This window comes from Kitasatospora sp. NPDC005856, from assembly GCF_040629945.1.
Taxonomy (GTDB): domain Bacteria; phylum Actinomycetota; class Actinomycetes; order Streptomycetales; family Streptomycetaceae; genus Kitasatospora.
Map to the genome: position 1 here is coordinate 1 of NZ_JBEXWT010000063.1, position 13052 is coordinate 13052.

Here is a 13052-nt window from a genome sequence, read left to right on the forward strand (position 1 = left end):
GCTGCGCCGCGAGGTGGTCGTCGAAGGCGCTGGGCGCGGTGTCGCCCTGCGCCGCGCGGGGCGGGGGCGTGGTGAGGGGTGCCATCGGGTCTCCTGGCTCGTCGTACACCTTCTGGTAGCTCGCCGGGTGCATCACCGTCACCAGCAGGGTGCGGCCGTCGCGCTCGGCGGCGCCGACGAAGGTCGAGCCGGCGTTGGTGGTGGTGCCGTTCTTCACGCCGATCAGGCCCGGGTACCTGCCCAGCAGCCGGTCGGTGTTGGCGATCCCGAAGCTGCTCCGCTGGCCGGTCTTCCGGTCGACGGCGCCCGGGAACATCGCGTCCCGGGTGGCGCAGTACATCCGGAAGTCCGCGTTGCGCAGGCCGGCCCGGGCCATCAGCGACAGGTCGTAGGCCGAGGAGACCTGGCCGTCCATGTCGTAGCCGTCCGGGGAGATCACCCTGGTGTCCCGCGCCTGGAGCGCGTCGGCGCGCGCCTGCATCTCGGCGACGGTCCGCCGGATCCCGCCGTTCATGTGCGCCAGGACGTGCACGGCGTCGTTGCCGGAGCTCAGGAACACCCCGCGCCACAGGTCCTCGACCCGGTAGTCCAGGTCCTCCTTGATGCCGACCAGGCTGCTGCCGGGGCCGATCCCCTGGATCTCCTCGTCGGCCACCCGGTGCACCGCGTCGCGGTCGAACTTGGGCAGCACGGTGTCCGCGAAGAGGATCTTCAGGGTGCTGGCCGGGGGCAGCCGCAGATGCGGATTGCTGGCCGCCAGCACCTCCCCCGACGCCGCGTCGGAGACTATCCAGGACTGGCCGGTGAGGTCGGTGGGCAGCGGCGGGGCGCCCGCCATCGGGGCGACCTGCACCCCGGGGAGCCCGAGCCGCTCGCCACCGATCGCGACCGACGGCGGCGGCTGCTGCGGGGCCGCGCCCGCCGGGGCGGCGAGCAGTACCGGCAGGGCCGCGGTGACCGCGGCGCACAGTCGCGCGAACGTGAGACGGGGTGTGGGCACCACCAGACCGTACCCACTCACGGTTTCCGGAGCCCGTCCCCCGGAGCCCGTCCTCCGCAGGAGGGGCCCGCCGTACGCCGATCGGCGGCCCGCGCATACTGGGGATGCACACCGCCTTCACACGTCGAGGACCCCCATGAAGCTCAGCCGCCGCACCTCCTGGTTCCTGACCGCCTTCGGGGTCTGGTCGATCGTCATCTGGACGACCTTCGTGAAGAACCTCTGGAAGGACTCCGGCGGCCAGGCCTTCACCGGCGGCGACCACTCCCAGCCCACCGCCTTCTTCTGGGTCCACCTCCTCCTCGCCGTCACCTCCTTCGTCCTCGGCATCGCCGTCGGCACCATCGGCCTCCGCGGCCTGCGCGCCACCCGCCGCACACCGGCCACCGACTGACAATCCCGTTGCCGTTGTCGGCCCCCACTGGCAGGATCCTCACCGCTCTCACATGGAAACGGTCCGTTGTGCACCAGGGGTGGGGAACCTTCATGACACTTCGACATGCCCGTCGCATCGGCGGGGCCACCGCGGCGGCGCTCGCCGCCGGTCTGCTCGCGGCGCCGGGCGCCGCCGCCGTACCGGGGGTCGCGGTCACCGACCCGAAGGCGCTGCCCGCACCGGGCTTCGCCTCCACCGGTGTCCGCACCGACGCCTGCGACGACGCCACCGCCCCCGGCTGGCTGGAGGTCGCGAACCCGGTGCTGACCGTCTCGGCCACCTCGCCGCAGGTGCGTTTCAAGGTCTGGGACGACTCGACCCCGGAGCACGACAAGATCGTCGACACCGCCGTGGACGTCACCGGCGGCACCGCCCGGCTGGCCACCAGCGGCCTGGCGGACGGCCACTCCTACTCGTGGCAGACCTGGCCCGCGTACGACCCGGGCAGCGGCAAGCCCGCTCCGACCTGCCACTTCCGGGTCGACCTGACCCACCCGGGCCTGTCCGTCTCGTCCACCGACTTCCCGGAGAGCGGCTCCGGCACCACCCCCGGCAAGTACGCCGGTGAGAACGGGGTCTTCACCCTCAAGGGCCTCGACGCCGCCCCGGCCGGCGGCCAGGCCTCCGGCGTGGCCTGTTACCGGTACGTGCTGAACGGCTCGCTCGGCGTCGGCTGGGACTGCGCCTCCGGGCACACCGTCAAGGCGGGCGCCGACGGTACCGCCCAGCTCACCCTCAAGCCCAAGGACTGGGGCACCAACGTCCTGACCGTCCAGGCCATGGACGACGCGGGCAACGTCGGCCAGCCCTCCACCCATACCTTCTACGCGCCCTGGGACCCGCGCCCCAAGCCGGCCGTTCCCGGTGACGTCGACGGCGACGCCGTGCCGGACATCCTGCTCCCGGACGCCCAGGGCAACCTTCAGGTCATCAGCGCCGCCGCCGAGGACACCACCCCGGCCTCCACCATCCCGGCCGCGCTCGCCCCGCTGCACGCCGGCTGGCAGGACTACCTGGTGTTGCACCGCGGCTGGGCCGACATCCACGGACCCGGCGACGACCTGGTGGTGCGCCCCAAGGACAACGGCGGGGTCCTGTACGTCTACTCCAACTGGAGCAAGGGGGACTTCAGCGACCGGCTGCCCACCCTCGCGTGGAAGCCGTCCGACTGTCTCGATCCCGCGGGCGGGTCGATCGCCTGCCCCGAGGACTACGCCGCGGACTGGGCCGCTGCCGATCAGCTCGTCGCGGTCGGCGGCCGCACCGGCACCGGGCCGTCCCTGCCGACGCTCCTCTCGGTCGAGCACGGCAAGCTGTACGCCTTCATCGACACGGGCCGTGACTACGGCTACGCCCAGCCCGTCGCCACCACCGGCGACTGGAACGGCTACGAGCTGATCGCCCCGGGCGCGGACGCCTCCGGCAACCTCACCGTGTGGGCGCGCGAGCGGGCCACCGGCACCCTGCACGCCTACCCGGTCACCAGGGAGCCCAACGGTCTGCTGGACTTCTCCGCCCTCGCCGATCCCTCGGCGAACGTGGTCGCCACCGGCTTCACCACCGCCGCGTACCCGACGCTCGACAGCGCGGGCGACGGGGACGGGGACGGCAAGCCGGACCTGTGGGCCGTCACTCCCGACCGGCACCTGGTGACCTTCAGCGGCTGGTCCACGCCGAAGGACCTCGGCGTGCTGCGTTAGCCCGGGAACGCCGAAGGCCCCCGGCCCGATCGGAGGATCGGGCCGGGGGCCTTCGGGCTGTCAGGCGGGGATCAGAAGCGGCGGGTGACCAGGGCCCGCTTCACTTCCTGGATCGCCTTGGTGACCTCGATGCCGCGCGGGCAGGCCTCGGAGCAGTTGAAGGTGGTGCGGCAGCGCCACACGCCCTCACGGTCGTTGAGGATCTCCAGGCGCTGCTCGGCACCCTCGTCGCGCGAGTCGAAGATGAAGCGGTGCGCGTTGACGATGGCGGCCGGGCCGAAGTACTGGCCGTCGTTCCAGAACACCGGGCAGGACGACGTGCACGCGGCGCACAGGATGCACTTGGTGGTGTCGTCGAAGCGCTCGCGGTCCTCGGCGGACTGCAGGCGCTCGCGGGTCGGCTCGTTCCCCTTGGTGATGAGGAACGGCATGACGTCCTTGTACGCCTGGAAGAACGGGTCCATGTCCACGACCAGGTCCTTGAGGACCGTCAGGCCCTTGATGGCCTCGATCGTGATCGGCTTCTCCGGGTTGACGTCCTTGATCAGGGTCTTGCACGCCAGCCGGTTGCGGCCGTTGATCCGCATGGCGTCGGAGCCGCAGATGCCGTGGGCGCAGGAACGGCGGTAGGTGAGGGTGCCGTCCTGCTCCCACTTGATCTTGTTGAGCGCGTCGAGGATGCGCTCCTTCGGGTCCATCGTCAGCTGGTAGTCCACCCACACCGGGTCCGGGTGCTCCTCCGGGTTGAACCGGCGGATGCGGAAGGTGACGGTGATCGGCTGGACGGCACCGGCTTCGACCGCGTCCAGAGCGGCCGAGTGCTTCTCCACGGTCGGAGTGCTCATCAGTACTTACGCTCCATCGGCTGGTAGCGGGTCGTGACGACCGGCTTGTAGTCGAGGCGGATGGAGGTGGCGCCGTCGGCGTCCACCTCCTGGTACGCCATGGTGTGCTGCATGAACTTCACGTCGTCACGGGTCGGGAAGTCCTCGCGGTAGTGGCCGCCGCGGGACTCCTCGCGGGCCAGCGCGGAGACGGCCAGCACCTCGGCCAGGTCGAGCAGGTTGCCCAGCTCGACGGCCTCCAGCAGGTCCGTGTTGTACCGGAAGCCCTTGTCCTGGATGGAGACGTTCTTGTAGCGCTCCTTCAGCGCGGCGATGTCCTCGACCGCCTGCTTCAGGGTGGCGCCGGTGCGGTACACCATGGCGTTGGTGTCCATGGTCTCCTGCAGCTCCTTGCGGATCTGCCCCACGGACTCGGTGCCGGTCGCCTCGCGCAGGCCGTCGACGAGGGCCTGCACCTTCTCCTCCGGGTTCTCCGGCAGCTCGACGAACTCGTTCGCGTTGGCGTAGTCGGCGGCGGCGATGCCCGCGCGACGGCCGAACACGTTGATGTCCAGCAGCGAGTTGGTGCCCAGGCGGTTGGCGCCGTGCACGGACACGCAGGCGACCTCGCCGGCCGCGTACAGGCCGGGGACGATGTCGGTGTTGTTGCGCAGGACCTCACCCTCGACGTTGGTCGGGATGCCGCCCATGGCGTAGTGCGCGGTGGGCTGGATCGGGATCGGGTCCGTGTAGGGCTCGATGCCGAGGTAGGTGCGCGCGAACTCGGTGATGTCCGGCAGCTTGGCGTCCAGCTGCTCCGGCGGCAGGTGGGTCAGGTCCAGGTAGACGTGGTCGCCGTCGGGACCGCAGCCGCGGCCCTCGCGGATCTCGGTGTAGATCGCGCGGGAGCAGACGTCACGGGACGCGAGGTCCTTCATGACGGGGGCGTAGCGCTCCATGAAGCGCTCGCCGTCCTTGTTGCGGAGGATGCCGCCCTCGCCGCGGGCGCCCTCGGTGAGCAGGATGCCCATGCGCCAGATGCCCGTCGGGTGGAACTGGAAGAACTCCATGTCCTCCAGCGGCAGGCCGCGGCGGTAGACCAGGGCCTGGCCGTCACCGGTGAGGGTGTGGGCGTTGGAGGAGACCTTGAAGAACTTGCCGGTGCCGCCGGAGGCGAACACGACCGACTTGGCCTGGAAGACGTGGATCTCGCCGGTGGCGAGCTCGTACGCGACGACGCCGGCCGTCTTGCCCTCGTTGATCAGCAGGTCGAGGACGTAGAACTCGTTGAAGAACTCGACGCCGTGCTTGACGCAGTTCTGGAACAGCGTCTGGAGGATCATGTGACCGGTGCGGTCGGCCGCGTAGCACGAGCGGCGGACCGGGGCCTCGCCGTGGTTGCGGGAGTGACCGCCGAAGCGGCGCTGGTCGATGCGGCCCTGCTCGGTGCGGGAGAAGGGCAGACCCATCTTCTCCAGGTCGAGGACGGCGTCGATGGCCTCCTTGCACATGATCTCGGCGGCGTCCTGGTCGACCAGGTAGTCACCACCCTTGACCGTGTCGAAGGTGTGCCACTCCCAGTTGTCCTCCTCGACGTTGGCGAGGGCGGCGCACATGCCGCCCTGGGCCGCGCCGGTGTGGGACCGGGTGGGGTAGAGCTTGGTCAGGACGGCGGTGCGGCTGCGCTGCGTCGACTCGATGGCCGCGCGCATGCCGGCGCCGCCGGCGCCGACGATGACGGTGTCGTACTGGTGAATCTGCATGGGGGGTTAACTCGCCTCTGGCCTCTGCCGATGGTCGATGGTGCTCGCGGCTCAGATGTTGGGGTCGAAGGTGAAGATCACCAGGGTGCCCAGCAGCACGGTGAAGACCGTGGCGGTACCCATGAGCCCCTTGAGCCAGAGCCGGGTCGAGTCCTTCTCGGCGTAGTCGTTGATGACCTGACGCATGCCGTTGGCGCCGTGCAGCATGGCGAGCCAGAGCATCAGGAGGTCCCAGCCCTGCCAGAACGGCGAGGCCCAGCGGCCGGCCACGAAGGCGAAGCCGATCTTGGAGACACCGCCGTCGAGCACCAGCATGATCAGCAGGTGGCCGAGGATCAGTACGACCAGGACGACACCGGACAGGCGCATGAAGAGCCAGGCCAGCATCTCGAAGTTGGTGCGGGTGCGGCGCGGGGTCTTCTTGGTCCGCTGGCGCGGGGGCTCGATGACGAACGCGTCGGCGGGGTTGCCGGTGCCCAGTCCCTTGCCCGTGTGCGCCTGCTTGGAGGGGACGACGATGGCGTCGGAGATTTCCGTGGACATGTCTCGGCTCACTTCCCGAACCAGGAGATCAGCGTGTGCTGGAGGATCCCGTAGAAGGAACCGGCCATCAGGAGGACCCAGACGCCGACGACGCTCCAGAGCATCTGCTTCTGGTACTTCGGGCCCTTGGACCAGAAGTCCACCGCGACGACGCGCAGCCCGTTGAGGGCGTGGAACAGGATGGCGGCCACCAGGCCGTACTCCATCAGGTTCACGAGCGGAGTCTTGTACGTCTGGATGACGGTGTCGTAGGACTCCGGCGACACTCGCACGAGGGCGGTGTCGAGGACGTGGGCGAACAGGAAGAAGAAGATGAGGACGCCGGTGACTCGATGAGCCACCCAGCTCCACATGCCTTCCCGGCCGCGGTACAGCGTTCCAGCCGGCACGGAAAAACCCTCCGGAAGCGATTGGGGGCTCGGCCGGCTTCGGTGTCGGTCAGCCCGGCCGGGTACGGTCCACCGGCCGCCAGCATCCTATCGACGCCTTGTCGTGAACCGCCTCCGGGGGCCCCAGGTGTGATCAATCAGGCACTTCTGGCCTAGCGGGGCGGGAACCAAACCCGGCGTCATCACGATGGGTGACGACATGCCGACGCCCCGCGCCGCAGGGTGAGGGCGCGGGGCGGGGCGGTCGCCGGTTCGTCGGTGGTTCGGGCCGGGCGGTGCTCCGGCCTCACTCGTTCGGGCGGTTTCACGGGTTGGGTCACCCTCGCGGGTGACGGGGAGTGTGTGTGGTGCGCGCTCAGCGCGCTGCGGCCTCCGACGGGGTGGCGACCAGGTGCTCCAGTCGGCCGAGGGCGATCCGGCGGAGTTCGTCGGCCGCGATCAGCCGCTCCTCGTCCGGATCGTTGGCGAGGCGGGTGCGGATGGAGGAGAGCACGGTGTCGAGCATCTCCTCCGGGGCGATCCCTTCCAGGCAGACCACGAAGACGTGGCCGAACCGGGCCTCGTACGCGGCGTGCGCCGCCCGCAGCGCGGTGTGCGCGGCCTGGCTTCCGGGAGCCCGCATGCCGAGCAGCGGCTGCGGCATCCAGCTCTCGTCCGCCAGCGCCTCGGCGAGGTCGGCCGGGCGCAGGTCGTAGGAGGCCTCGCTGGCCGCGGCCAGCAGGGACTCGATGTCGGGGTAGGGCCGGTGGGCGGTGAGCCGCAGGGCCCAGCGGTGGCTGCCGCAGCAGGCCAACAGGGCCTCCTCGGCAGCGCCGGCGTCGGCTTCGTTGAAGCGGTGCAACCCGAGGAGGGTCGGCTCCGTCGTGACGTCGAGCCGCTGTGACGGGATGTCGCTGGCCAGCGGGTCCTCCTCGTGAGGGCGGGAAGGTGCCGGTGGAGTGGGGTGGTGAACAGGTGGGATGGGGGCTGCCGAGGGGCGCGTTGGCGCCGGTCGACCTGCGCCTCAAAGGTAGTTGAGCGGTCATCAGTTGGGGAGGGCACGCGCCGAATTCATCCGGACGAGCTATCAAGTTGTGACGTTGACACCTGCGCGTCAGCGCCGCCCTCCCCTTCCTCCTCCGCCGGCCGGCTCAGGCGCGGTGGACCTTGTGGTTGGCGGCCTGCGCCCGGGGGCGGACCACCAGCAGGTCGATGTTGACGTGCGAGGGCCGGGTGACCGCCCACGCCACGGTGTCCGCGATGTCCTCCGAGGTGAGCGGTTCGGCCACGCCCGCGTACACGGCGGCGGCCTTCTCCTCGTCGCCGCGGAAGCGGGTGACCGCGAAGCCCTCGGACTTCACCATGCCGGGCGCGATCTCGATCACCCGGATCGGCTCCCCGCACAGCTCCAGCCGCAGCGTGGCCGCGATGGTGTGCGCGGCGTGCTTGGCGGCGACGTACCCGCCGCCGCCCTCGTAGGCGGCCAGCGCGGCGGTCGAGGAGAGCACCAGCACCGTGCCGTCGCCGGTGGCCCGCAGGGCCGGCAGCAGGGCCTGCGTCACGTGCAGCACGCCGAGCACGTTCACCTCGTACATGGCCCGCCAGTCGGCCGGGTCACCCTGCTCGACGGTCTCGGCGCCGATCGCGCCGCCGGCGTTGTTCACCAGGACGTCCACCCGGCCGACCGCGGCCGCGAAGGCGTCCACCGCGGCCCGGTCGGTGACGTCCAGGGTGACGGCCCGGGCCGAACCGCCCCGCTCGGCGATCTCCTTCGCCAGCGCCTCGACGCGGTCGGTGCGGCGGGCGGTCAGCACCACGTCGAAGCCCTCGGCGGCCAGTCGGCGGGCCGTCGCCGCGCCGATTCCGCTGCTGGCACCGGTGACCACGGCCACCTTCTGCTCGGTCATTGCCACTCCCTGGGGCTCGTCGGTCGTTCACCCGATCATCTCAACCGCGTCGCCGCCGCGGCGGGCCGGTCAGGGCCTACATTGCGAGGACCCCGCTCCCCAGCTCCGGAGGAGGCACCCATGACCGCCGAGCCGCGCCGCGCCGAGTCGGGTTTCGCGATCGAGCCGCTGTACGGCCCCGAGTCCCTGGCCGACTGGGACGCCGGCGCCCGGCTGGGCCGGCCGGGGGAGTACCCCTACACCCGGGGCGTCCATCCGACGATGTACACCGGCCGCCCCTGGACGATGCGCCAGTACGCGGGCTTCGGCACCGCCGCCGAGTCCAACGCCCGCTACCGCCGGCTGATCGCGGGCGGCGGCACCGGCCTCTCGGTGGCCTTCGACCTGCCCACCCAGATGGGCCACGACTCGGACGCGCCGCTCGCCGCCGGGGAGGTCGGCAGGGTGGGCGTCGCCGTGGACAGCGTCGAGGACATGGCGGTGCTGTTCGACGGCATCCCGCTCGGCGAGGTGTCCACCTCGATGACCATCAACGCGCCCGCCGCCCTGCTCCTGCTCCTCTACCAGCTGGTCGGCGAGGCCCAGGGGGTGGCGCCGGCGGCGCTCACCGGTACGGTCCAGAACGACGTGCTGAAGGAGTACATCGCCCGCGGCACCTACATCTTCCCGCCGGAGCCCTCGCTGCGGCTGGCCGCCGACGTGTTCCGGTACTGCCGGGCCGAGATCCCGCGCTGGAACACCATCTCCGTCTCCGGGTACCACATGGCCGAGGCCGGGGCCGATCCCGCGCAGGAGATCGCCTTCACCCTGGCCAACGGCATCGCCTACGTCCGTACCGCGCTCGCCGCTGGGATGGCCGTGGACGACTTCGCTCCCCGGCTCTCCTTCTTCTTCGTGGCCCGGGTGACGCTGCTGGAGGAAGTGGCCAAGTTCCGCGCCGCGCGCAGGATTTGGGCCAGAATCATGCGGGACGTGTTCGGTGCCCGGGACCCTCGTTCGCAGAAGCTGCGCTTCCACGCCCAGACCGCGGGAGTGCAGCTCACCGCCCAGCAGCCCGAGGTCAACCTGGCCCGGGTCACCGTGCAGGCGCTCGCTGCGGTGCTCGGCGGCACCCAGTCGCTGCACACCAACAGCTTCGACGAGGCCATCGCGCTGCCCACCGAGAAGGCCGCCCGGCTCGCCCTGCGCACCCAGCAGGTGCTCGCGTTCGAGACCGACGTGACCGCCACCGTCGACCCGTTCGCCGGCTCCTACGCCGTCGAGTCGCTCACCGACGAGGTGGAGGCCGCCGCGCGGGTGCTGATGGACCGGATCGAGGAGCAGGGCGGCGCGGTGGCCGCGATCGAACGCGGCTTCCAGAAGGGCGAGATCGAGCGCACCGCCTACCGGCTCCAGCAGGAGACCGACTCCGGGGAGCGGACGGTGGTGGGGGTCAACCGCTTCCGGTCGGACACGGAGGAGCCGTACCGGCCGCTGCGGGTGGACCCGGCGATCGAGCGGTTGCAGGCGCGGCGGCTGGCCCGGCTGCGGGCCGAGCGCTCCGCCGGTGCCGTCACCCGGGCGCTGGACGCGCTGCGCCGTACGGCCGGGGGGACGGACAACGTGCTCTACCCGATGAAGGAGGCGCTGGCCGCCCGGGCCACCGTCGGCGAGGTGTGCGACGCGTTGCGCGGGGTGTGGGGGACGTACGCCCCGGTGGAGCGTTTCTGACCTCGGGCTGAACGCCCGTCAACCCGCGGGTGCCGTCGAGGAGGTGGCGGCCGTGACCGCCGGCCGGAGGGATCGTTGCACAGGGCACGCAATCCGGGGAAGGCGGCTGAAACAAGATGTCATACCCACGTGTCCGGCCGGTATGCACCCATCCGGGGACTAATTTTCGGGAAGTCGGGCCAAAACCCCCCAACAGGCCTACGATTGGCGAGATGAACCGTCCTGAGCCCGCTCAGCCGGGCACCACTCTCATCGCCGCACGCCCCGCCGCCGATCTGCGCGAACGGGTCCGGGCGCTGGAGCCCGAGCTGATCGCCTTCCGTCGTGATCTGCACCGGCACCCGGAGCTGGGCCGCCAGGAGTTCCGAACCACCGGGCTGCTGCGCGACCGGCTGGTGGCCGCCGGCCTCGAACCCCGGGTGCTGCCCGGCGGCACCGGCATGCTCGTCGACATCGTCCCGCCCGGAACGACCCCGGGGACGGAGTTCCTGGCCTTCCGCGCCGACATCGACGCGCTGCCGATCGACGACGCCAAGACCGACGTGCCGTACCGCTCCACCGTCCCCGGCCGGGCCCACGCCTGCGGCCACGACGTGCACACCTCGGTGGTGCTCGGCACCGCCCTGGTGCTGGCCGAGGCCGTCCGCACCGGCGAGCTGCGCCGCCCCGTCCGGCTGGTGTTCCAGCCCGCCGAGGAGGTCATGCCGGGCGGCGCGCTGGACGTGATCAAGGCCGGCGGGATGGAGGGCGTCGGGCGGATCTTCGCGGTGCACTGCGACCCGAAGGTGGAGGTCGGCCGGATCGCCCTGAGGGTCGGGGCGATCACCTCGGCCTGCGACCGCCTGGTGCTGCACCTGGACGGCCCCGGCGGGCACACCGCCCGCCCGCACCTGACCACGGACCTGGTCACCGCGGTCGCCAAGATGGCCGCCGACCTCCCGGGCTCGCTGGCCCGCCGGATGGACCCGCGCTGGGGCGTCAGCCTGGTCTGGGGGCGGATCGCCTCCGGCTCCGCGCCCAACGTCATCCCGCAGCACGCCGAACTGGAGGGCACCGTCCGCTGCCTGGAGCTGGACGGCTGGCGGGAGGCGCCGGACCTGCTGCACGAGCTGATCGCCAAGCTGTCCGAGACCTACCGGGCCAAGTGGACGCTGGACTATCACCGCGGGGTGCCGCCGGTGGTGAACGAGGCGGTCTCGGTCGCGCGGCTGGACGAGGCGATGCACGCCCGCTTCGGCCGGGACGGCGCCGTGGTGGTGGAGGGCACCGAGCAGAGCCTGGGCGGCGAGGACTTCTCCTGGTACCTGGAGCACGCCCCGGGCGCCCTGGCCCGGCTCGGCGTCCGCGCCCCCGGTGACGCCACGGTCCGGGACCTGCACCAGGGTCGGTTCGACGTGGACGAGCGGGCGATCGGCATCGGCGTGGAACTGTTCTCGGCGCTCGCCCTGGAGGCGGACGACAGCTGACGGCGGCTCCGGGGGCGGAACGGCCGACACGGAGCGGAATGGCGGGATCCGGTGTGCCGGCGAGGGTCCGTAAACTGGCCGAACCGACCTCGGATCACCGTCCGCGCAGGGGATAGAGCCCCGGGAAGAACATCAGACCACGGTTTGATAACAACCCGTATGCTCCGGCACCCCGTAACACAACCGTGTTCTACGCGCGTTACGGTGGCGTCCGACCACGCCAAACGGTTGCGTGTAGAAGGAGATATCCCCTTGCGCCGTTCAATGAAGCTCGCCGCGGTTGTGCTCTCGGGTTCCCTGGGCATGGCCTCGCTCGCCGCTTGCGGCGCAAAGAGCACCGACTCCTCCTCCTCCGGCTCGAGCGACGGTTCGCTCAAGGTCGGCATGGCCTACGACATCGGCGGCCGCGGCGACCAGTCGTTCAACGACTCCGCCGCCCGTGGCCTCGACAGGGCCAAGTCCGAGCTGGGCGTCGCCGTGACCGAGGCCGAGGCCAAGCAGGGCGAGGCCGAGGCCGACAAGGAGACCCGTCTCAAGAACCTGATCGACGCGGGTTACAAGACGATCATCGCCGTCGGCTTCGTCTACCAGCCGGCCGTCAACAAGGTCGCCAAGGACAACCCGGGCGTCAAGTTCGCGATCATCGACTCGAACGACAAGGACCAGCCGGCCAACGTCACCTCGCTGCTCTTCGCCGAGCAGGAGGGCTCGTACCTGGCCGGTGTCGCCGCCGCGAACAAGTCGAAGGCCAAGCACGTCGGCTTCATCGGCGGTGTGCAGTCCGAGCTGATCAAGAAGTTCGAGGCCGGTTACACGGCGGGTGTGAAGTCCGTCGACCCGAACATCACGGTCGAGACCACCTACCTGACCACCCCGCCGGACTTCACCGGCTTCGCCTCGCCCGACAAGGGCAAGGAGGCCGCCCAGGGCCAGCTCGACAAGGGCGCGGACGTCATCTACACCGCCGCCGGCTCCTCCGGCAACGGCGCCATCGAGGCCGTCGCCAACAAGCAGGGCGCCCTGGCCATCGGTGTCGACTCCGACCAGGCCAGCCAGCCGGCCCTGGCGAAGTACAAGAACAGCATCCTGACCTCGATGGTCAAGAACGTCGACACCGCGGTGTTCTCGTACATCCAGTCGGTCAAGCAGGGCCAGAGCCCGACCGGTGTCAAGCTGTTCGACCTGAAGGCCGAGGGTGTCTCGCTGGCCACCACCGGCGGCAAGATCGACGACATCCAGGACAAGCTGAAGGCCGCGGGCGACGCGATCAAGTCGGGCGCCACCACCATTCCGACCGCGCCGGTCAAGTAAGGACCGCGCGTCCCGGACGCCGCA

At 70.9% G+C, this 13052-nt stretch carries 11 protein-coding genes and 1 pseudogene; 5 read left to right on the forward strand and 7 right to left on the reverse strand.

Features of this window, described 5'->3' with window-relative positions; all coding sequences use genetic code 11:
• Nucleotides 1-937, reverse strand: a pseudogene (locus ABZ449_RS29725) (D-alanyl-D-alanine carboxypeptidase); the annotation flags it as partial.
• A 199-nt stretch (nt 938-1136) separates the two neighbouring features.
• Between ABZ449_RS29725 and ABZ449_RS29730 the strand changes: the two are divergent.
• Together ABZ449_RS29730 and ABZ449_RS29735 are read left to right on the forward strand one after the other, a co-directional pair.
• A complete protein-coding gene (locus ABZ449_RS29730) occupies nt 1137-1394 on the forward strand; it encodes a hypothetical protein (protein WP_360352328.1) in 258 nt (85 codons plus the stop codon).
• A gap of 92 nt (nt 1395-1486) precedes the next feature.
• Complete coding sequence (locus ABZ449_RS29735; protein ID WP_360352331.1) at nt 1487-3136, forward strand: hypothetical protein; 1650 nt, start codon at nt 1487-1489, stop codon at nt 3134-3136.
• Nucleotides 3137-3207: 71 nt separating this feature from the next.
• Here ABZ449_RS29735 and ABZ449_RS29740 read toward each other — a convergent pair whose 3' ends face one another.
• From ABZ449_RS29740 to ABZ449_RS29765, 6 genes are all read right to left on the reverse strand, one after another.
• Complete coding sequence (locus ABZ449_RS29740; protein WP_360352334.1) at nt 3208-3981, reverse strand: succinate dehydrogenase iron-sulfur subunit; 774 nt, start codon at nt 3979-3981, stop codon at nt 3208-3210.
• A complete protein-coding gene (gene sdhA, locus ABZ449_RS29745) occupies nt 3981-5723 on the reverse strand; it encodes a succinate dehydrogenase flavoprotein subunit (protein WP_360352337.1) in 1743 nt (580 codons plus the stop codon). The genes ABZ449_RS29740 and sdhA overlap by 1 nt, the downstream gene beginning before the upstream one ends.
• A gap of 51 nt (nt 5724-5774) precedes the next feature.
• The gene (sdhD, locus tag ABZ449_RS29750) at nt 5775-6266 is read right to left on the reverse strand and encodes a succinate dehydrogenase, hydrophobic membrane anchor protein (RefSeq protein WP_360352340.1); all 492 of its coding nucleotides are present in this window, start codon (nt 6264-6266) and stop codon (nt 5775-5777) included.
• An 8-nt stretch (nt 6267-6274) separates the two neighbouring features.
• Nucleotides 6275-6655, reverse strand: coding sequence for a succinate dehydrogenase, cytochrome b556 subunit (sdhC, locus tag ABZ449_RS29755; protein WP_224277929.1), 381 nt, complete (start codon nt 6653-6655; stop codon nt 6275-6277).
• Nucleotides 6656-7010: 355 nt separating this feature from the next.
• Complete coding sequence (locus ABZ449_RS29760) at nt 7011-7496, reverse strand: 2-oxo-4-hydroxy-4-carboxy-5-ureidoimidazoline decarboxylase (protein ID WP_360352343.1); 486 nt, start codon at nt 7494-7496, stop codon at nt 7011-7013.
• Between the two features lie 289 nt (nt 7497-7785).
• Entirely contained in the window at nt 7786-8541 is a 756-nt protein-coding gene (locus tag ABZ449_RS29765) for an SDR family oxidoreductase (protein WP_360352346.1), read from the reverse strand.
• Between the two features lie 120 nt (nt 8542-8661).
• Here ABZ449_RS29765 and ABZ449_RS29770 point away from each other — a divergent pair, with 120 nt between their 5' ends.
• The 3 genes from ABZ449_RS29770 (at nt 8662) to ABZ449_RS29780 (ending at nt 13028) form a co-directional block, all read left to right on the forward strand.
• On the forward strand, nt 8662-10251 hold the full coding sequence (locus ABZ449_RS29770) for a methylmalonyl-CoA mutase family protein (RefSeq protein ID WP_360352349.1): 1590 nt from the start codon (nt 8662-8664) through the stop codon (nt 10249-10251).
• A gap of 212 nt (nt 10252-10463) precedes the next feature.
• The gene (locus ABZ449_RS29775; RefSeq protein WP_360352352.1) at nt 10464-11717 is read left to right on the forward strand and encodes an amidohydrolase; all 1254 of its coding nucleotides are present in this window, start codon (nt 10464-10466) and stop codon (nt 11715-11717) included.
• A gap of 252 nt (nt 11718-11969) precedes the next feature.
• Nucleotides 11970-13028: a BMP family ABC transporter substrate-binding protein gene (locus tag ABZ449_RS29780; protein WP_360352355.1), complete on the forward strand. Its 1059-nt coding sequence runs from the start codon at nt 11970-11972 to the stop codon at nt 13026-13028.
• Nucleotides 13029-13052 lie beyond the last annotated feature (24 nt).

Bases quoted from the DNA above. Each gene is read 5' to 3' on its own strand.
- ABZ449_RS29740 (WP_360352334.1), bottom strand. From the start codon at position 3,981: ATGAGCACTCCGACCGTGGAGAAGCACTCGGCCGCTCTGGACGCGGTC.
- sdhD (WP_360352340.1), bottom strand. From the start codon at position 6,266: ATGTCCACGGAAATCTCCGACGCCATCGTCGTCCCCTCCAAGCAGGCG.
- sdhA (WP_360352337.1), bottom strand. From the start codon at position 5,723: ATGCAGATTCACCAGTACGACACCGTCATCGTCGGCGCCGGCGGCGCC.
- ABZ449_RS29770 (WP_360352349.1), top strand. From the start codon at position 8,662: ATGACCGCCGAGCCGCGCCGCGCCGAGTCGGGTTTCGCGATCGAGCCG.
- ABZ449_RS29775 (WP_360352352.1), top strand. From the start codon at position 10,464: ATGAACCGTCCTGAGCCCGCTCAGCCGGGCACCACTCTCATCGCCGCA.
- ABZ449_RS29730 (WP_360352328.1), top strand. From the start codon at position 1,137: ATGAAGCTCAGCCGCCGCACCTCCTGGTTCCTGACCGCCTTCGGGGTC.
- ABZ449_RS29735 (WP_360352331.1), top strand. From the start codon at position 1,487: ATGACACTTCGACATGCCCGTCGCATCGGCGGGGCCACCGCGGCGGCG.
- ABZ449_RS29765 (WP_360352346.1), bottom strand. From the start codon at position 8,541: ATGACCGAGCAGAAGGTGGCCGTGGTCACCGGTGCCAGCAGCGGAATC.